Genomic DNA, 17,847 nt, shown 5'->3' on the forward strand with positions numbered 1-17,847 from the left:
CAGAAAGGGAGAGCCGGGTGAGAATTGCACCCGGCTTCGCTCTTCCCCCAGGTCAATATCGACCGTTTCTGACCCGTCCGAGGCTAGCCTCGAGGCACCCCAGCCAGCAGATACGTCGGCCTTCGGTCTGAACACCGGGATGGCGGAGGCCAACAGCCACGCATGGGCAGGCTGGCGGCGATGACTTCGGACTTAGGGTCTCCAGCGAACGGGTGCCCTCATGCCATCTTCCGAGGTCTGATGACCAACCCGACGACGGCTGCCAGCGCGAGGGCGGACAGGATGGTCGCCGACCAGAACCCGGCCCGTCCGCCGGTCAGGAAGTCGCCGGGGACAGCGAAGGCCGCGTAGGTCGAGGCCACGATGGCCAGTCCAACGGCGCCGCCAAGTTGCTGCATTGTCTGGAAAAGCCCAGAGGCGGACCCTGCGTGTTCGGGTTCGACGTTGCGAAGCGCGAGCGTCGTGAGCGGCATGAACGTCATGCCGGCTGAGATTCCCGTCAAGAGCAGGGCAGCCATGACGATCACGAAGGGGGTGTCCGGACTCAGTTGCGTGAGCGGCAGGAAGGCGACCACGCGAAGGGCGGCGCCGAGGATGACGAGGCGGACGGCCCCGAAGCGCTCGACCAGTCGCGGGACGATCCGCGACATCGCGAAGATGCTCAGGGGCATCGGCAGGAACGCCAGCCCCGTCAGCAGTGGCGTGAGGTGCAGATCGTTTTCGAGGTACTGGACCATGAGGAAGAACATCGCCAGCATCCCGCCATAGGTGGCCGCCATTGCCGCCAGCGCCGCCACCCGGCTCGGGCTGCGGAGCAGCTGCGGGCGGAGCAGGGGGTGGGCCACCCTCCGCTCGGTGAAGGCGAGCACGGTGATCAGCGCTGCGCCGACCACGAGTCCGCCGATCGTGCGGGGGCTGGACCAGCCGTCGTCGCCCGCTTGGATAAGGGCCCACACGATGGCGACGGCGCCGCCCGTTGCGGTCACCGCTCCGAGCACGTCGAAGCGCCCGGGTCTCCGGGGAGTTTCGGCGACGAGGCGCGGCACGGCAAGGAGGACGACGACGCCGATCGGCACGTTGATGAAGAGGGTCCACCGCCAGTTGGCCATGTCGGTGAGCAGGCCGCCAAGAATGAGCCCGAGCGCGCCGCCCATCGAGGCGACAGCGGAGAACAACGCAAGCGCCCGGTTCCGCGCGCCGTCGTCCCGCGCGCTCGTGGTGATGAGCGCGAGCACGCTCGGGGCGGCGAACGCGGCACCGAGGCCCTGGAGGGCGCGTGCGATGACGAGGAGTAGAGGTGAGGTGGCCAGGCCGCCGAGCAGCGAGAAGACCGTGAAGACCGCGACGCCCACAAGGAAGGTGCGGCGACGGCCGAAGACGTCTCCGATCCGTCCGCCGAGCAGCAGGAGGCCGCCGAAGGCGACGGCGTAGCCGTTCAGGACCCAGCTGAGCTGGGCGCGGGTGAAATCGAGGTCGGTGGCGATGTGGGGGAGTGCGACGTTCACGACCGTCGCATCGAGGACAAGCATGAGTTGGGCAAGCATGACCAGCCAGAGGCCAATGCTGCCGGCGCGGCGGCCAGATGGCGCGATCCCGGCGGGCGCCCGTGTGGCGATTGTGGATGTCATGGGGTGGTGTCCTGTTCTAGCCGATGGGCTGACGTACACTAAGAGGAGAGATGCTCCGGTTAGAACTATACGGAGACGCTCTCCGTTTGGCAACAATGTTTTGAAAGGTGTTTCTGTGCGCGCTGACGCCCAACGCAACCGCAATCGGATCGTGGAGGTTGCACGTGCGCTGTTCCGCGCCAAAGGCTTCGACGCGGTTTCGATGGACGAGGTCGCCAAGGGGGCCGAGGTGGGCCCCGGCACGCTGTACCGGCACTTCCCGACCAAAGAGTCCCTGTACGACGCAGTCCTTGAGGCCTGGGCGGAGAAGGTCAACGCGGCAGTCGACAGCGCGCTTTCGCTCGACGCCCCCGCGCGGGAGCAGCTGTTGACCTGGCTGACCGACTATGCGGCGATGCTGACAGAACACAAGGGTGCAGCCGCGCGGATCACTGCTGCGCTGGGCGATCCCGGGTCTCCATTCGCAGCAAAATGCACTACTTACGTCAATGCGAATCAGCGCCTAATTGACGGGTTGGACTCGGCCCTGCGCCCCGGCGTCGAGGCAATGCAAATCAGTCGGCTTGTTGGCGGGATGGCTGCAGTGGCAGACAACAGCGAGCTTCCCGCCGAATCAGTGGCATCGATGCTTGCGATCGTCGCTGACGGACTGCTCGCTCCCTGACGGGTTCAGGGAACGCATTCGAGGCAAATCTGACAGTGCAGACCTCACCGCCCGGCGATATGCTCCGCAATGTACGCCCCGGTGGACACGCTGCTGTCGTTTGGCGCTCCAGTCGCCGGACCGCTTCGTCATGCGGCGGCAGACACTATCTAGCCGGTGCAGATTGAAGCAAGATACTCCCCATGAAAAGAATCGTTATAGCTAGTTTCGCGGCGGTAGTCATAGGCTGCGGCGCAATCACATTGGCAGCCCCGAGCAACGCAGTGACCACGGGCAGCGAGGCGACCCAGTCGTCACACATCGCGGGACAAATCATGATCAAATTCCGCGACAAGAGTGCGGCAGCCGGCGTACTGCGCCAGCACGGCCTCAAGGAAGGCCCCGGTATCGGCAGTACCGGCGCTCAACTCATCAAGGTACCGGCCGGTAAAGAACTTCAACTCATCGAAGCCTTAAGCCGGAACCCGGCAGTTGAGTACGCCGAGCCGGACGAGCTGGTTACTGCCGATACAGCTGACCAGTATTTCGGCCGCCAGTACGCCCTGCAGAACGTTGGCCAGTCATTCACTAACACCGCCAACACGCAAACCATAGCCACAGGTGACGTGGACGCCGATGTGGACGCCGTCGAAGCGTGGACGTTCGCGACCGGCAGCGGCATCAGGGTTGCCATCGTCGATTCAGGTGTCGCAATGGACCACGAAGACATCTCGCAGAAGGTCGTCGCACGGACCAACTTCAGCGATACGAAAATTATTAATCCTGAGGACTACGACAAATACGGCCACGGCACCCACGTTGCCGGCATCGTTGCCGCCGCCCACAACTCCACCGGTGTCGCCGGTGTGTGCCCGGACTGCACCATCCTGGATGCCAAAGTGCTTAACGACAGCGGGTCTGGCTCCAGCTCAGCCATTGCTAAGGGCATCGACTGGGCGGTTGTAAACGGCGCCAAGGTGATCAACATGAGTCTCGGACAGCGAGTCTCTTCGCGCACGCTCGAAACTGCCGTGAATAACGCCTGGAATAAGGGTGTAGTGATAGTTGCTGCGGCCGGCAACGCCGGTACCCAGGCCAAGATCTACCCGGGTGCGTATCCCAACGTTATTGCCGTGGCTGCAACCGACAACAAGGACGACAAAGCATCCTTCTCAACCTACGGTAAGTGGGTGGATATCGCGGCGCCGGGTGTCAATGTCTACTCGACCTTCCCGATCCACCCCTTCGTCCTGGGTACGCAGAACGGCCGGTCCATGGGTTATGACATTGCCAGCGGTACCTCAATGGCCTCACCCATTGTCGCCGCCGTTGCCGCGCTTGTCTGGAGCTCACCTGCCGGGACCGCAAACGCATTAGTCCGCGAAAAAGTCGAATCAACCGCTGACCCGATTTTCGGTACAGGCACCTACTGGGCCAATGGCCGCGTGAACGCTTGCAGGGCGGTCGGTGGTAACTGCCCTTAGCCGCGGCCGTATGAACGGCCGGGGCCCGCATGAACGGCCGGGGCCCCTGTGTGTCAAGCGGACCAGGGCGGCCTAAGCTCAATCGGACCGAGCCGGGCTCAGGACTGGAGGGACTGCATCACCGAGAGGTGCCCGGTGCGGTCCGGGATGAGGCATTTGGCCAGGTAGAAGGGCCGGTTCGCGTGCCTGACGTACTGCGTCAGCACGAGGACCGGATCCGATGCCCGCAGGTCCAGGAGCTTGGCCCGGCTGGGCCCTACCTGGCTGAGGCCGATCTGGCATTCACCGGGTCCCACTACCCGGCCACCGCGTTTGTAGAGCGCCGCGAGCAGCGTGGTCCCGCCGTCGTCGTCGAGCTCCAACGGCGAGAGGGCAGCGGAACCGCTTCCGAAGCTGACCGGCCCGGCGGAGATGTTCTCCTGCAGGTGGGCGATGGCCTCGCCGTCGCGGATCAGGACCGATTCCCAGAGCCAGCAGTCGGCGCCTGGTTCGACGCCGATGCCGGGGGCGACGAACTCGGAGGCGGGCTGCCGCTCCCTCTGCACGCGTTTGATCTCGATGTGCTGCCCGGGGCCGCCGAGGACTTCCTCGAAGGGGCGGATCCGCTCGATGCCGATGCGGGGGAGGGTGTCGGAGACGAACCGGCCGACGCCGCGGCGGGCCCGGATGAGGCCGTCCTCCTCGAGGAGCATGAGCGCCTCGCGGACCACGGTGCGGCTGACCTTCATGTCCGTGCCGAGCTCGGTTTCTGTGGGCAGCATCGAGCCGGGCGTCAGCAGGTTGTTGCGAATTGCCTCGGCGATGCGGGAGTAGACGGCAACCCGGAGCGGTGAGCCGGGCTTGGCCTCCACCGGCTGGGACAGGAACCTGGCGGCGTCCTCGTGCACGTTATGCCTCGCTTGCGTTTGGTCGGGGAAGTCCAGCGTACCGCGGGGTGTGACGCGTTTGTTGGACAACGCCAGCGGACCTATGTAGGCGACGCGTCCACTGGGGAAAAGCGCACCCTCGATGTCGTGTTCGGCCGTGCCAAAGCTGCCGCAGGCAAGACCTTCGCCTATCTTTCGTGAAACTTTCGCCGATCTTGCCCGAACGGGGTCACCATCAATTCATAGCCGGAAGGAGTGGACATCATGGCTGACGATCAAGAATTGCTGGACTGGATTTCCCCGCGCAAACAGAGGGAAATCGACAATCAGGCGGCATTTCTGCTTTATCTGCTGGAGCGTGAAGAGGCGCAAGGCAGTGGGAAATCATGAACGACTACGTTCCCCGTTCCCGTGAACCGTATGACGCGCATTGGGTCATCAAACGCGACCTGGCGAACATCATCGCCAAGTACACCGCGAGGGGCGACAATGAAACCGCCGCCGTCTACAGGGAAGCACTTGCCCGTTACGACGGCGACTGAATCTGGGCCCTGCCAATGCCGTGGAGAACCGGACGTGGTGCCCTTCGGGGCTCGATCTTGTCGAGTGGAAGTTCGTCCACCACCACGGTGACTATGTTCCGGCTGATGAGGGTCCTGCCGATCCGGACGGCTGACCATTCGTGGGAGCCGCTGCGTTCCCCGACGCTGCGGCCGGGTACAACGACGTCGGAAGCCCGTGATTCACGATGGCATTTGCCGCCTTGCCGTGGGCGTTAGCATTATGGTGCGACGTCCGGCGAGAGGGCGCCCATCCCGCCTCTGCCGCTCCGAGCCCGCCGGCAAGTTCGGTGATGCTCGATGCCGAGAGGTCCCAATCGCTCTCCGGCGTCAGGTCCGCGACCTGGCCCGGGCCGTATTCGGTGGGGCGGGCGATGAACGCCGTCGCCAATCCCGCGTCCCGGGCAGCGTGCAGGTCGTTGTTGTGGGCGGCCACGAGCATCACAGCACCGGGCTTGAGGTCCAGGAACTCCGCAGTCCGAAGATAGGCCTTGGGCAGCGGCTTGTACGTGCGCGTCATGTCCGAGCCGATGATCACGTCCCACGGAAGGCCGGCGTTTCTGGCCATGTCCAGTAACAGCGAGGTGTTGCCGTTGGAGAGGGGACCCACAATGTAGCTACGGCGGATCGCGGACAGACCTTCCAAGCTGTCCGGCCATGGGGGCAGACGGTGCCAGGATGTGTTCAACTCTTCCAGGGTTCTTGCGTCCAGCCGGTCCGGATCGAAGCCGTGATGGCGGAGCACCTGGTCCAGGTTTTCGCGGTGGAGTGTGTCCAGGGTGGCGAATTCGCGGGAGCCGGAGCGGATGGCCTCCATTGCCGGCTGGTAGAGGGCGCGCCAGTCATCGGCGAACGCCTCGGCGTCGAGGTGCTGCCCACGCGTCGCGGCGAAGGCGGCCGCCTGCCGGGCGACGCCGGTACGCCAGTCCACCACCGTGCCGAAGGTGTCGAAGAGGACGGCGCGGATCCCGCACCCGGTTGACGGTGACCGGTATGGCTGGATCGTCATATCCTGTTTCCTTCCCATGTTCCCTGCCCGATAGTCTGGCACCATGCGCACTGATTTCGATCCCAAGGCGACGTCCGCCCGTGATTTTTACCGGCTGCTGACTGCGGTGGTGGTACCCCGGCCCATCGCCTGGGTATCGAGTGTCTCGGCGGAGGGCGTTGACAACCTGGCCCCGCACTCGTTCTTCACTGTGGCGTCCACGAATCCGCCCATCGTGCAGTTCACCTCGGTGGGGGAAAAGGATTCTCTACGCAACATCACCGAGTCCAGAGAATTCGTGGTGAACCTCGCCCCGGCCGCGCTGCTGGAGGAGGTCAACGCCACCGGCACCAATTTTCCGCCCGAAGTCAGTGAGTTTGACGCCGCTGGCCTCACGCGGGAGCCAAGCCTCACCGTGGGTGCGCCGCGGGTAAAAGAATCGCTGGCGGTGCTCGAATGCCGCCTGCACTCGGTCCTGCCGATGGGAGACTCAATCCTGGTCTTCGGCGAAGTGACGCACGCTGCCGTGAGCGACGCGGTTTTGGACGGCAGCCACCCTCGGATTGACCTGCTCGAGCCGCTGACCCGGCTGGGCCTGGACGAGTGGGGCACGCTGGGCACCATCCAGGACCTCAAACGGATCCGGCTCAAGGACTGGCCGGGGCCTTTCCGCCCGAAGGCCGGACGCCGCTGAAGCCAGGCCGCGTTAAGAAGGGAAAGGGATGTCCTGCCACGCAGGACACCCCTTTCCCTTCGATGTACGGTGCTCAGCCGAGGCCCAACTGGACGAACACGAACCACACGACGAGCGGCACAAGGCCGATCATCGCGATGGCCCAGAGCAGGAGCGCCCGGAAGAACATCCGCTCGTCCTTGGGCTGCGCGCTCGCCATCAGCAGGGCGCCGCTGGTGGACATCGGGCTCACGTCAACTACCGAGGAGCTGATGGCGATGGCCGTCACTACTCCGATGGGGGTGAGCAGCGGATCCATAGCGATGGGTGCGACCACCGGGCTGATGACGCCGAGGGTGCCGGTGGTTGAGGCGAAGGCCGAGACTATGGCCACCACATAGCTGGTGACCAGGGCGGCAAGCGAACTGTTGCCAAGGCCGGTGATACCTTCCTGAAGATCCTTCAGCGCGCCCATCTTTTCCAGCATGCCTACGTAGGTGACGATGCCGGTCACCAGAATGATCGCAGACCACGGCATGCTTTCCACTGCCGGCTTCTGCACGCCCGAGTCCAGGACGATCAGCACTGTGGCAATGATCAGCGAAGCGACTCCGACGTCCAGGCCCAGAACCGTGGTGAGAACCAGAAGGGAGGCGATGCCCACCAAAGTGAGGATCCGCATCGGCGTTGCGGCTACTTTCTCGGGGCCAGTCCTGGTGGTGCTTACGGCAGCCACAGAAGTGGGCGCCGGGGCGGTGAGCACAGCCGTTCCGGACCCGGACGGACCTGACGCGCTGCTTCCAGCGGGAGCAGCAGCGCCGCCGTCGTGCTTTGCATCCCCGGCCACACCGGCCTGGTGACCTGCCGCCAGAGCCGTGCGGCGTTTCATGACGGCCTGGACCAGGACGTAGGCGATCGCGGCCAGGATGGCATTGAAGACGAAGCAGTAGGCGTAAAGCTTGAAGGAACCGTCCGCGGCCCCGGCGCCGTCCAGCATCTTATTGGCCAGCACGCCGAAGGGGTTGACCGGAGAGAAGGCACCGGCGTTGGCGCCCTGGACGATGACCAGGCCCATCGCCAGGGTGCTGATGCCGAACCGCATGCCCAGCGCCAGGCCCACCGGCGCCACGATGGCGATAGCGGCGGGGGTGAACGCGCCGGCCGAAGCCAAGGCGGCCGTCAGCAGGAACATCAGGATGGGGACCAGGATCTTCCGGTCGCCGGCGAGCCGTTCAGCCCAGTAGGCCAGCAGGTCGATGGTCCCGTTGATCCGCACAATGGCGAAGAGCAGTGTGGCGCCCACCAGGATGAAGAACAGCCCGGCGGGGAACTGGCCGATGACGTCCTTGATGGACATGCCTGCCAGGAGGGTTCCGACGCCGAACGCCGCGACCGTGGCCAGCAGGCCGGCGTTGATCTTGGTGAAGGATCCGATCGCGAAGGCGGCTACCAGGACCAGGAATGCGATGAGTGATAGGGACATGGTGCCAGCCGCCTAGGAGTTCGCGGAGGTGAGGACGCCGGCGCCAGACAGCAGGCTGCCCGCTCCGGTGATGGCGGGCTGGTGACCGAGCGCCTTGAGGATCTCGTAGGTGGTGGCCGTGGCCGCCGTGATGACCGGCAGGCCGAGCTCGTCCTCCACCGCCTGGACCGCAGCCAGCGACGGCATCTGGACGCAGGCGGAAAGCACGACGGCGTCCGCGCCTTCGCGCTGCAGGCTGCGGGCAAGCGCGGGCAGGTTCTGCGGATCAAGGCAGCCGACCTCGAGGTTGTCCGCCACCTCGAGGCTGATGGCGTCCAGTACGGTGATGCCGGAGCCCTCGATGTAGTCCACCACCATCTTGGTGAGCGGCTTCATGTAGGGGGTGATCATGGCCACCTTAAGCGCGCCGATTTCCTGCAGCGTGCGGACTAGGGCACCGGCGCTGCTGGTCACCGGGGCAGGGTGCCCGTTTCCGGCGGCGGCGTCCGCGATTACTTCCTCCGAGCCCTCGTGGGCTCCGGGACCCTGGGCCATCACGGCGACCAGGCAGGCGTAGGCAATGACGTCCACATCGGCGTCGGAAACAGCCTCGGCGCAGTCGGCTGCCTTGCCCACCATAGCCAGCAACTCTTCCCGAGTGACTTTCTTCATGCCGGCGCGGGCGGAGTGGAAGGTGTAGTTGTGGCCGGTTGCCTGGGCCTGCCGGCGGAACAGCTCCGGCAATTCCGTCTCCATAGTGGTGTTGGAGCTGGGAACGATCAGTCCCACCCTGGAGGAGCCGGGGCGCTTGGGTTCCGGCGCGGTTTCGCAGGTGCTTTGGGGTGTGCTCATGATTTCTCCACGTCTTTGTGCTGGGGCCTGGTCGAGTGAAACCCACTTGGTGGGTTAGGTTTCCATGATGTGGGTCTCGCGAATAGAATGTCAAATAGGTCACGATCCCGTGGCCAGCTTCCAGCTGACTAAGCTGAAGGCTGCTCGAGGTCAATCAGTGAAGTGAAGGGACGTCAACGGTGGCAACGGAATCGGGAGCCGGGGGCCCACCCCTGCTGGTCCTACACAAGGTGGCGGAGATCCTGGATTGTTTCTCGGTCGAGGCTCCGGAGCCGACACTGCAGCAGATCATCCGGAAGACCGGCCTGCCGTCCAGCACGTGCCAGCGGCTGGTGCAGAACATGCTGCGGGAGGGCTTCCTGGACCGCGACGGGGACCGGTACAGGATCGGCATCGGGCTGGTCCGATGGGCTACCCCCGGGACGTTCGGGCTGGACGTGGTCAGGCTCGTGAAGCCGGTTTTGCAGCAGTTGCGCGATGAGACCGGCGAAACGGCATGCTTGTACGTCCGGGACGGGGCGTTCCGGACCATCGTCGCCGTGGCCGAGACACGTCACGTGGTGATGCGGCCCTTCCTGGTGGGCATGGTTATGCCGCTACACGCCGGGGCGCCGGGCAAGATTTTCCTGGCCTTTGATCCGGAGGCATGGGGCGCCCTGGAGGACCACGGCCTTGACCGCTTCACCCCCGACACCCCGGCATCCGTCGAGATGCTCCGGGAGCAAGCGGAGGTGGCCAAGGAACAGGGGTTCTATGCGGCTTTCGGGGAACGGCATGAAGATGTGGGTTCAATCAGCGCACCCGTATTCGACCACGCCGGCCGGCTCGCCTGTGCCATGGGTCTGGGATTCCCGACCCAGCGGATCGGGCCTGCCGACGTGGAACGGCTAGGGCCGGTGGTGGCCCGTGCAGGCCTGGAAGCCAGCCGTGCGCTGGGGTATGACGGGAGCCAACCGGTCGGTTAAGTCTGCTGAAGGCGGCCGGCTGGGGGTTCGACGAGCTCATCCTCTGAGTTGTTTGAGCGCCCAGTCCCAGCGGATCAGCTCCTGCTCGAGGCGGACGGCGGATCCGTAGGTGTCGTTGCCAAGCGCTTCATAGAGTGCGGCTTCCTCCGCTGTCAGCCTTGTTAGTGCAGCCCTCGACGGCGACGGCTCTCTTCCCCACGCATCGTGGTGTGCCAGCAACGTCTCCTCGTCCATCAGCACGCTGGCCACGTGGGGATGCACTGCGCGCAGCTGGTCCAGGATCCGGAAGCCATGGGTGTCCAGATCGCCCCAGTACAGGACCTCACACTCGCGGAGCCATGCGGCATCACGTAGCGAAGAAAAGCCGCACCCGGCTCCGTAGAGTGCCAGTGTGCCGGGCCGTTCGGGCAGTGCGAGGAAGTTGACCAGGTTCTCGGTCGCGATCACGGTGTGCACCGGGAGCTGCAGCGCGCTGAATGCCTCGGCGGTCACGGTGATGTCCCGGGCATCGCCCAGAACAAGAATCGCGGGATCCAGAACACGGAACCGGACGAGCTCCGGCGGATGCAGGAACCCGTGCCGGCGGGCGAAGCGTGCCGCCGGAGTACGGCCGGCGCCATCGTCCAGGGCAACATCCGGCGCAGGCGTCTCCATGGGCGGTTCCGTGTCGGCCTCCACCTCATCCATATCTGAGCCAGGCGCAACGCCTGCGAGCAGCTGATCAATAACCTGCCGGTGCCGCTCAATGAACTTCGTGTGGACACCGGGCAGTCCCAGTTGCCGGACGTAGATTCCCGGGGTGGGATTGTCCCGAAGCCACAGCGCCGCCCGGGCGGCGGACAGAACGTCATCGTCTAGCTCAAGCAATTTCAGCGGGCGCCGCGCCGCCCAAACGGCCAGTTGCGGATCCAGCCCAGCAAGACACTCCGCCAGCTCCTGGAACCGCTTTGCCTCTCGGGCTTTGCCAACAAACGCGATCTCAGCCTCGGCCGTCTCGAGCTCCCGCCGGTCGTCCTTTTCGTGCCTGCCGCGGCCGCCCTTGAGCTGGCCGTTGACGGTCAGCGCCTTGGGATACCGGCGGAAATCCTCGACGGTATCGCAGCAGACATGGTCGAACCTGGTGGCAAGTTCATCCAGCAGGAAGTTTCGGAACGGCGTGCCCGGCTTGATGGCGATCTTGGCAGCAAGGGTGCCCGGCTCGGCCGCCCTGGGTGCCGGCGATTCCCCGATTCTCAGGTAGACCAGCCGTCTGCGCAGGTTGTTGGCATCCACCCAGCTGCTCACGGCTGCATAGTGTTCGGCCGGCACCAGCAGGGACAATGCGAAGCCGTGCAGGGTGCGTTCGGCCGCGCCCTCCCATGCGCCTTCACCATCACGGACCCGCAGCAGTTCGCCGGCGTACGGCAGCGCAGTCTCCGCGATCCCGGTGCCGTCACACAGCCGACGGCGGAGCTCCAGCTGGGGGAGCGGCAGCAGGTTGGGACGGGACTGCAGGCTGCGCAGTTCGTTTCCGATCTCGGTCAGCCGTGCCGTCTGTTCGGTGCGGGTGATGGTCAGCGCGGTGCGGCTCTCCTGAAGCTCATCGGAGTGGGCGCCGAGCTGCGATTCGACCTCCTCAAGCCGGGCCCGGTTCGCGTCGAACAGCACCCGGTCTTCCGGCGGCCGCAGTCCCAGGTTCTTCGCGGCGGCAGCGTAGGTTTCGAACGGCTGCCGCTGGGTGCGGGACTGGTCAGTCAGCCGTGCGGTCTCCGCGTCGATGGCAGCCAGCGCTGAGCCTCGGGGCTTCGTGGGGAGGGTGCTGCCGCGGTATGCCCGGGGAAAATGGCAAGTCCGGCGTCGGTGGCTGCGGTGACCAGGCCGACGTCGTAGGCAATCAGCACGTCCGTCTGCAGGCGGTGGGCTCGCTTTCCTCGACGACGAATTTGAGTGCAGCCGGGGTGTCCACATAGACGATCAACCGGCCAACCGCAGGTCGCACAGAATCTCTGCGCAGAATCAGCGCTCCGGGTTTTCGGAGCGTTGAGCCTTCCGGCGTTCCAGACTCTTACGGACCTTACCCTTGCGTGCGGGCAATCCGTGATGGAACAGGTGCTCCAGGAACGTAAGCGCGATATCGATTAATAGGAGGATGAAGTCAATGAGCATTCGCGTCCCGTCCATGGCCAGAATCTGAAGTGCCCGCACTTCGCGCACGGACGGCGGCCCGGAGAGGGGTTGGACGAAATCCGGAGAGCGTATTACAGTCTTTTCTACTGAAACCGGCATGGGCGACAGAAAGCCCGGGGAGGAGTAGCGCATCACCGCTGGCCAATCCAAGCAACACTGTCCAATCCCGATGAAAGCCCCTCCCGAGGGGCTTTCCCTATTTCCCCAGCTTGATCGGCGCAGCATCACCAAGGAGAGCCGCCGTCCAGGTCTTCCATGGCCCAAGTGATGATTTTTAGGCCGAATGGGGTGGAATTCCGCCCTGTGCCCAGTATGACCCATAGACAGGACCGGAATGTCCGCGAATCGGTCTCAGGAATCCGCGGAATCACCGGCCTTCCTTATGTACTCTTCGACGGCGTTTTCGGGAATGCGGTACGAGTTGCCGAAGCGCACCGAGGCCAATGCGTGGGCCCGGACCAGCCGATAGACGGTCATCTTGGACACGCGCATGGCCGCGGCCACTTCGGCAATTGTCAGGTAGTGCAGGTTTGCAATGGACATTTCAATCAGGCTCCCGGGGTTCGGGCCGATGGTTGGGGATGGTTGAGCGGATTGGCAGGACTGTGGAGGGGCAGCTAATCTGGCCGTCTCAGCTGCCGATGGTCGTAGAAGAAGATGCGGTCTGCGGTTTGCAGGCCCACCAAAGTGCCGTTCTTGACGGCCACTTGGCCTTCCCTGCGGCCGTTGAAGGGATCGTCGACGACGACCACCTCACCGACCTTGAACGGAACAGCCGCCGTGCGTGCTCGGGCTATGGTTTCGTTGACGAAAGCGGACAGCCGCCAGGGTCGAGTGTTGGTAGCCGACCTGCGGGCAGGGATTTCCCCCATAAGGATCACTCCTTCACAGTGCGATCAACGCTGATTCACTGGTGCGGGTCCGGTTTGGCCTGCGGAAAATGGTTTCCGTACCGGGTTGGCACCGTAGGACAACGCTAAACCCGATTCCCAGCTCTCACATGAGTACCAAGTACCTCAATTACTTCTCCCCAACCACTGGTAACACCTCGTGAGTACTTGCTTTGGCCGGCCGGACTATCTGGATCGCCTCATGCACGGATCGAAATGAGCGCGGCCCTCCTGTACGTGATGTACAGGAGGGCCGCGCTGTGGTGGCGGGGATGGTGCGGCGGTCAGGAGGTGGCCGGAAGTTCAGTCGTCGCTGCCGTGGCCGCCATGGCCGCCGCTGTCATCGGATCCGGAGAGGAGGATGCCGGTGAGGGTCAGTGCGAGGGCTGCTTTTGTCTTCATGTTTCAACAGTAGGAATCCGTTGGAAAGGATAGGTGCAGGACAAATCCAAGAGTTACCCGAGATTGGTGCCGCACTCGTCCCGCCACCGGAGGCCCGCCGATGGGGGACAGGCGGGCCTCGGGCGCGCCACGCTAGAGCGGCGCAATGCAAACATCGACTGGGCGAAGCGGGCATGCCATCGGTGCCCGTTTGGCTGCTACGCCTCATCACCGATCTTGCCCTACCCTGCTGGGTTGGCATCGATCCAGTGTGACCCCGCGGGCATATCAGACACTCCGCGTGTTGACACGCCGCGACGTGGCGCGTATCTCTGAGTTCAGAGCAAGGAGGTCTCCCCATCGCCACCGTAAGCGTGCGCTACATCGTCGATGACGTCGATGCCGCAGTCAACTTCTACCGCGAACATCTGGGATTCACGCTCGTCATGCATCCCGCGCCGCCCTTTGCCATGCTCGACCGCGGTGATCTGAGGCTGCTGCTCAGCGCTCCGAGCGGCCAAGGCGGAGGAGGCCAGAGCATGCCCGACGGGACCGTTCCCGCCCCGGGCGGCTGGAATCGATTCACGCTGGAGGTGGCAGACCTCGCGGCAGTCGTGCGGACCCTTCGCGACGCCGGCGTGCAGTTCCGAAATGACATCGTGACGGGTGTGGGCGGAAATCAAGTACTGATCGAAGACCCGTCGGGCAATCCGATCGAACTATTCGAGCCGACGATTCCCGAGGCGCGGCTCGCCGCCTCCTGATCCCAATGCACTGGCCAGGGAGCCGAGCTGCGCCACGGCGAGCTCGACTCCCCGAAAGCCGGGCCGCCGGACGTCGCCGTGCCGCTGTGGTGACCGGCCTGAAGTGCGGAACGACGGACGGCCAGTAGGCCTTGCGAAGCCACCGACCGAGCTGGGCGTCGAAATCTTCCGGCGATACGAAGACCCGTCCCGGCAGGAGGGAGCTCTGCCGGAACTGGCGGTGGTCCTAGCGGAAGATGTTGTAGCTGCTCCAGCCTGTGCCGACGATGGTCCGCGCGCCCCAGATGCCCTTGCTGAAGGGGTAATGGGCGAGACGGCCGTCGCTGAGCCGGGTCATGAGCCCTGAGCTTCCCGTGGTGAATCCGGCCACGCTGGTGATGCTGTTGATGCTGTTCCACCCGGCGCCCGCCGTGCGCCTGGCTTCGGAGACGAAGCCGCCGGTTCCGGTGGAGCGGTACAGCACGAGCCTGCCGTCGCTGCGTTTGGCCAGCAGGTCCTGCGCCCCGTCCTGGTCGAAGTCGGTCATGGTGAGGTACAGGCCTCCCCAGCCGACCCCGGTCTTGATGCGGGGTGACAGCGACGATCCGGCGTTGTTGCCGTAGTACCAGAGGGTCCCGGCGGCGTCGTAGGCAAGGATTCCCGGATATTGGTCGGTTTTGCGCCAGTGGCCGACGGTGATGTGGTAGCTGCCCCAGCCGGTGCCGATCGCCTGCGCCGCGGCGAATCCGCCGCCGGGTTTTCCGGGGTAGAAGCTTAGCCGGCCGTCCTTCCACTGCGCGATGACATCGAAGACGCCGTCGCTGTTCCAGTCCGCCACGAACCCTTTGGCCAGCCCGGACCAGCCGATGCCGATCTTTTGCCGGGGATGGAACCCGCCCTGGCCGGTTGCCGGGTAGTCCCACAGCGCGCCGTCAGGGCCGGCCGCCACGACGTCCGCGGCGCTCCGGATCGATGAACTGGTGCTGGGCGGAGGGGGAGCAGGCGGAGTGGGGTTGGTCTGATCCGAGGCGTTGATGATGACATCGTCAATGTAGCTGTCGCCCATTTGCTGGAAATGTTCCGCACCGACCTGGACCGCGTTGAGCGTGGTGGCCGCGCTGGCTACCTGGTTGCTGGAGTACACGGATGTCTCGTCGAACCACACCTGCACTTCGGTTCCGAGACCATTCGCGGTCACCCGCATAGCAACGTGGTGCCAGGCGCTGAGCGTGATGCTTGAGGGGATCAGCCGGGTATAGACGAAGGATCCGGTAGGCGAAGTCACGCGGAGCCAGAGCTGCCCGTTGGAGTTGTACCGGTAAATATCGGCGACCCGTAAGCTGCCGGAGAAAAAACGGAAGTACGGGACGTCGTTGCCTGCCACCCCGGCCTGGGTGATGTTAAACCAGCCGTCGGCATAGGCCGTGGCTGTGGCCGCCGGCAGGGGCACGGACAGCTTGGCCACTGAGCCCGCATCAGTGGTGGCGTGCAGGAACGCGGCGCAGGTTCCCGAATGGGACTGGGCCGAGGAGACGGTGGCGGTTCCCGTGCCTCCGGTCGTTGGCGTGAACCCGGCCAGCGTCCCGGACTCGAGATTATTAGCCATCACCGCCGTCCCCGGATAGGTGTCTGCGGGGGCAGGGGTTCCGGGCTGGCATGTTGCCGCCTGGGCCGGAGCGGCTCCCACCGCCAGCGCCCAAATCAGGGATACCGCCGTGACTCCGACAACCCCAAACCTGCTGAGCTGTTTGATCATGCTGCGCTCCAATGTCGGCTGAACAGATGGTTCAGGCTGGTAGGCGTGCTTGATGGTAACCGGGCCCGGCGCTGTTTGGGGCGTGTGCCTGGTCCGGCTGCCCGTCCCACGGTTCGGCCTGACGGGGCATTGCCCGGGACGTACGCCATTCTGGTCACCGGAAGTTGGGAAAAGATCGGAACGAATGCACAGAAGTTGCCTTAGGACACCAAATCGGGGGGCCGGCCTCATCATCTTTGGCTGCGCGGACCCCCGTCTCGCCGCGGAGATCATCTTCGACGTCGGCCTCGGTGACGTCTCCTCGGCGCCGTCAGTTCTTGGTGTTGAAGGCAGGCGTTCCTGCGAGCCTGCCGCCGTCGACGGTGAGAACGGTGCCTGTGACGAACGAGGATTGGTCCGAGCATAGCCAGAGTGCTGCGGCGGCAACATCGCCCGGGGTGCCGATCCGGCCAAGCGGAACAGTTGCGGCCACGCGCTCCTGGGCGGCTTGGCCCGCCTCGGCGAGCCGGTCGGTGAGTACTGGTCCGGGAGCGATCGCGTTGATCCTGATTCCGTGGGCGGCGTAGTCGAGCGCGGCGACGCGGGTGAGGCCAGCGACGCCGAACTTGCTGGCCGTGTAGCCGCTTAGGCCGGCGACGCCCTGTTCGCCTGCGGTGGAGGACATGTTCACGATCGCCGCACCGGTTCCTGTCGCGAGCATGAGTTCGATTTCGTACTTCATGCACAGAAAGACTCCGCGGAGGTTCACGGCGATTGCGCTGTCGAAGTCCTCGCTGGCCCAGTCGCTCAGGGGCGCCGGAGTGCGGCCGCCGCCTGCGGCGTTGTTCACCGCGGCGTCGAGGCGCCCGAACCGCTCACTGATCCCTGCAAGCAGGTTCTTCACCGAGTCCTCATCGGTGACGTCGACGGGCATGGCCGTGGCTTGCCCGCCGGAGGATGTCAGGGTCTGGACCAGGGAGCGGGACCAGGGCGGGCGCGACTCCGGCCTGACGCACCGGGACGACGACAAGTATTGGCGCGGTGGCCTGATCTACATCAACCGGGAAGACCACACACTGCTTGTTCCGCGCAGGTTCGGTCTGGGATGGACCCTGAACTTCGGCAATCCCGGAGCAGCGATACTCATGGCCGGCGTGGTCGCTCTGATCAGCCTGCTGATCACCCTCCGCCTTGGCGGCTGAACCCAATGGACAAGCGATGATGAAGGCAAGAGTTCTCAAATGCCGATTGCCGTCCGGGCAGGGAGCCCGCTGCCCCGCGGACTTCTGGAGCACGCGCAAGGGCGCCGACCTTGCGTGCCCGGAAGAGGGTGCCGGACCGTGGGTGGACCACCCGTACGGCCGGCCGCTCTAGACAGCCCGGATCAGTGGGGAAGTGCCAACTCAGCCGTTGATGACCTGGGGGATGCCGAGGGCTTTGAGGCCTTCGACGCCGAATTCCAGGCCGTACCCGGATTGTTTGGCGCCGCCGAAGGGGACGCGGGGGTCAACGGCGCCGTGCTTGTTGATCCACACGGTGCCGGCCTCGATGCGGGCTGCGACCGCACGTGCGCGGGCCGGATCGGAGGACCAGACCGAGGCGCCAAGCCCGACGTCGAGTCCGTTCGCTTTGGCGACGGCCTCGTCCACGGTGCGGTAGCGGATGATGGGCAGGGCCGGGCCGAACTGTTCCTCGGCCACGAGGGGGTTGTCGTTGTCGATGTCGGCGACCAGCGTCGTGGGGTAGAAGTAGCCCGGCTGGTCCATGGCCGGGTTGCCGCCGAGCAGCACGCGCGCGCCGGAATCCCTGGC

19 protein-coding genes and 1 pseudogene are annotated in these 17,847 nt (G+C 64.9%); 9 read left to right on the forward strand and 11 right to left on the reverse strand.

Annotation, left to right across the window (positions count from 1 at the left end; all coding sequences use genetic code 11):
* Nucleotides 1-218: 218 nt before the first annotated feature.
* A complete protein-coding gene (locus AC1D14_RS20000) occupies nt 219-1,628 on the reverse strand; it encodes an MFS transporter (RefSeq protein ID WP_476881757.1) in 1,410 nt (469 codons plus the stop codon).
* Between the two features lie 115 nt (nt 1,629-1,743).
* Between AC1D14_RS20000 and AC1D14_RS20005 the strand changes: the two genes are divergently transcribed.
* Entirely contained in the window at nt 1,744-2,292 is a 549-nt protein-coding gene (locus tag AC1D14_RS20005; protein WP_476875945.1) for a TetR/AcrR family transcriptional regulator, read from the forward strand.
* 182 nt (nt 2,293-2,474) lie between these two features.
* The gene (locus tag AC1D14_RS20010; protein WP_476969076.1) at nt 2,475-3,755 is read left to right on the forward strand and encodes a S8 family serine peptidase; all 1,281 of its coding nucleotides are present in this window, start codon (nt 2,475-2,477) and stop codon (nt 3,753-3,755) included.
* A gap of 98 nt (nt 3,756-3,853) precedes the next feature.
* On the opposite strand, the gene AC1D14_RS20015 is transcribed toward AC1D14_RS20010, so the two are convergent.
* A complete protein-coding gene (locus AC1D14_RS20015) occupies nt 3,854-4,642 on the reverse strand; it encodes a GntR family transcriptional regulator (RefSeq protein ID WP_476969077.1) in 789 nt (262 codons plus the stop codon).
* Nucleotides 4,643-4,885: 243 nt separating this feature from the next.
* On the opposite strand from AC1D14_RS20015, the gene AC1D14_RS20020 reads away from it, so the two are divergent.
* Both AC1D14_RS20020 and AC1D14_RS20025 read left to right on the forward strand, forming a co-directional pair.
* Nucleotides 4,886-5,011, forward strand: coding sequence for a hypothetical protein (locus AC1D14_RS20020; RefSeq protein WP_290369711.1), 126 nt, complete (start codon nt 4,886-4,888; stop codon nt 5,009-5,011).
* Nucleotides 5,008-5,163: a hypothetical protein gene (locus tag AC1D14_RS20025; protein WP_476969078.1), complete on the forward strand. Its 156-nt coding sequence runs from the start codon at nt 5,008-5,010 to the stop codon at nt 5,161-5,163. Before AC1D14_RS20020 ends, AC1D14_RS20025 begins: the two co-directional genes overlap by 4 nt.
* A gap of 91 nt (nt 5,164-5,254) precedes the next feature.
* On the opposite strand, the gene AC1D14_RS20030 is transcribed toward AC1D14_RS20025, so the two are convergent.
* Nucleotides 5,255-6,190, reverse strand: a complete 936-nt coding sequence (locus AC1D14_RS20030; RefSeq protein WP_476875947.1) for a haloacid dehalogenase type II — start codon at nt 6,188-6,190, stop codon at nt 5,255-5,257.
* 43 nt (nt 6,191-6,233) lie between these two features.
* Between AC1D14_RS20030 and AC1D14_RS20035 the strand changes: the two genes are divergently transcribed.
* On the forward strand, nt 6,234-6,863 hold the full coding sequence (locus AC1D14_RS20035) for a flavin reductase family protein (protein ID WP_476969079.1): 630 nt from the start codon (nt 6,234-6,236) through the stop codon (nt 6,861-6,863).
* 73 nt (nt 6,864-6,936) lie between these two features.
* Here the strand turns inward: AC1D14_RS20035 and AC1D14_RS20040 are convergent, their stop codons facing one another.
* Both AC1D14_RS20040 and AC1D14_RS20045 read right to left on the reverse strand, forming a co-directional pair.
* Nucleotides 6,937-8,325 carry an SLC13 family permease gene (locus AC1D14_RS20040; protein ID WP_476881760.1) on the reverse strand — a complete coding sequence of 463 codons (1,389 nt, stop codon included), beginning with the start codon at nt 8,323-8,325 and terminating at the stop codon, nt 6,937-6,939.
* Nucleotides 8,326-8,337: 12 nt separating this feature from the next.
* A complete protein-coding gene (locus AC1D14_RS20045; RefSeq protein ID WP_476881761.1) occupies nt 8,338-9,156 on the reverse strand; it encodes a maleate cis-trans isomerase family protein in 819 nt (272 codons plus the stop codon).
* 179 nt (nt 9,157-9,335) lie between these two features.
* Between AC1D14_RS20045 and AC1D14_RS20050 the strand changes: the two genes are divergently transcribed.
* The gene (locus tag AC1D14_RS20050) at nt 9,336-10,121 is read left to right on the forward strand and encodes an IclR family transcriptional regulator (protein WP_230117331.1); all 786 of its coding nucleotides are present in this window, start codon (nt 9,336-9,338) and stop codon (nt 10,119-10,121) included.
* A gap of 36 nt (nt 10,122-10,157) precedes the next feature.
* Here AC1D14_RS20050 and AC1D14_RS20055 read toward each other — a convergent pair whose 3' ends face one another.
* From AC1D14_RS20055 to AC1D14_RS20065, 3 genes are all read right to left on the reverse strand, one after another.
* Nucleotides 10,158-11,768, reverse strand: coding sequence for a Wadjet anti-phage system protein JetD domain-containing protein (locus tag AC1D14_RS20055; RefSeq protein ID WP_476969080.1), 1,611 nt, complete (start codon nt 11,766-11,768; stop codon nt 10,158-10,160).
* A gap of 870 nt (nt 11,769-12,638) precedes the next feature.
* The gene (locus AC1D14_RS20060; protein ID WP_230117328.1) at nt 12,639-12,830 is read right to left on the reverse strand and encodes a helix-turn-helix domain-containing protein; all 192 of its coding nucleotides are present in this window, start codon (nt 12,828-12,830) and stop codon (nt 12,639-12,641) included.
* 74 nt (nt 12,831-12,904) lie between these two features.
* The gene (locus AC1D14_RS20065) at nt 12,905-13,159 is read right to left on the reverse strand and encodes a hypothetical protein (protein WP_230117327.1); all 255 of its coding nucleotides are present in this window, start codon (nt 13,157-13,159) and stop codon (nt 12,905-12,907) included.
* A gap of 773 nt (nt 13,160-13,932) precedes the next feature.
* Between AC1D14_RS20065 and AC1D14_RS20070 the strand changes: the two genes are divergently transcribed.
* The gene (locus AC1D14_RS20070; RefSeq protein WP_476969081.1) at nt 13,933-14,322 is read left to right on the forward strand and encodes a VOC family protein; all 390 of its coding nucleotides are present in this window, start codon (nt 13,933-13,935) and stop codon (nt 14,320-14,322) included.
* Between the two features lie 226 nt (nt 14,323-14,548).
* On the opposite strand, the gene AC1D14_RS20075 is transcribed toward AC1D14_RS20070, so the two are convergent.
* On the reverse strand, nt 14,549-16,057 hold the full coding sequence (locus AC1D14_RS20075; protein WP_230117325.1) for an FG-GAP repeat domain-containing protein: 1,509 nt from the start codon (nt 16,055-16,057) through the stop codon (nt 14,549-14,551).
* A gap of 229 nt (nt 16,058-16,286) precedes the next feature.
* On the opposite strand from AC1D14_RS20075, the pseudogene AC1D14_RS20080 reads away from it, so the two are divergent.
* Nucleotides 16,287-16,355, forward strand: a pseudogene (locus AC1D14_RS20080) (carbonic anhydrase); the annotation flags it as partial.
* A gap of 12 nt (nt 16,356-16,367) precedes the next feature.
* Here the strand turns inward: AC1D14_RS20080 and AC1D14_RS20085 are convergent.
* Complete coding sequence (locus AC1D14_RS20085) at nt 16,368-17,066, reverse strand: SDR family NAD(P)-dependent oxidoreductase (RefSeq protein WP_476969082.1); 699 nt, start codon at nt 17,064-17,066, stop codon at nt 16,368-16,370.
* Between AC1D14_RS20085 and AC1D14_RS20090 the strand changes: the two genes are divergently transcribed.
* Entirely contained in the window at nt 16,969-17,238 is a 270-nt protein-coding gene (locus AC1D14_RS20090; RefSeq protein ID WP_476969083.1) for a DUF5808 domain-containing protein, read from the forward strand. The two genes, AC1D14_RS20085 and AC1D14_RS20090, sit on opposite strands and share 98 nt — an antisense overlap.
* Before the next feature lie 201 nt (nt 17,239-17,439).
* Here AC1D14_RS20090 and AC1D14_RS20095 read toward each other — a convergent pair.
* The coding region (locus tag AC1D14_RS20095; protein WP_476969084.1) for an aldehyde dehydrogenase family protein at nt 17,440-17,847 on the reverse strand (408 nt) is incomplete at its 5' end.

Source organism: Arthrobacter sp. P1_B11 (genome assembly GCF_056406715.1).

Excerpts from the sequence above, each read along its gene's own strand:
- AC1D14_RS20000 (WP_476881757.1), bottom strand. The coding sequence starts at position 1,628 with ATGACATCCACAATCGCCACACGGGCGCCCGCCGGGATCGCGCCATCT.
- AC1D14_RS20010 (WP_476969076.1), top strand. The coding sequence starts at position 2,475 with ATGAAAAGAATCGTTATAGCTAGTTTCGCGGCGGTAGTCATAGGCTGC.
- AC1D14_RS20020 (WP_290369711.1), top strand. The coding sequence starts at position 4,886 with ATGGCTGACGATCAAGAATTGCTGGACTGGATTTCCCCGCGCAAACAG.
- AC1D14_RS20025 (WP_476969078.1), top strand. The coding sequence starts at position 5,008 with ATGAACGACTACGTTCCCCGTTCCCGTGAACCGTATGACGCGCATTGG.
- AC1D14_RS20030 (WP_476875947.1), bottom strand. The coding sequence starts at position 6,190 with ATGACGATCCAGCCATACCGGTCACCGTCAACCGGGTGCGGGATCCGC.
- AC1D14_RS20035 (WP_476969079.1), top strand. The coding sequence starts at position 6,234 with ATGCGCACTGATTTCGATCCCAAGGCGACGTCCGCCCGTGATTTTTAC.
- AC1D14_RS20040 (WP_476881760.1), bottom strand. The coding sequence starts at position 8,325 with ATGTCCCTATCACTCATCGCATTCCTGGTCCTGGTAGCCGCCTTCGCG.
- AC1D14_RS20045 (WP_476881761.1), bottom strand. The coding sequence starts at position 9,156 with ATGAGCACACCCCAAAGCACCTGCGAAACCGCGCCGGAACCCAAGCGC.
- AC1D14_RS20060 (WP_230117328.1), bottom strand. The coding sequence starts at position 12,830 with ATGTCCATTGCAAACCTGCACTACCTGACAATTGCCGAAGTGGCCGCG.
- AC1D14_RS20065 (WP_230117327.1), bottom strand. The coding sequence starts at position 13,159 with ATGGGGGAAATCCCTGCCCGCAGGTCGGCTACCAACACTCGACCCTGG.
- AC1D14_RS20075 (WP_230117325.1), bottom strand. The coding sequence starts at position 16,057 with ATGATCAAACAGCTCAGCAGGTTTGGGGTTGTCGGAGTCACGGCGGTA.
- AC1D14_RS20090 (WP_476969083.1), top strand. The coding sequence starts at position 16,969 with ATGGCCGTGGCTTGCCCGCCGGAGGATGTCAGGGTCTGGACCAGGGAG.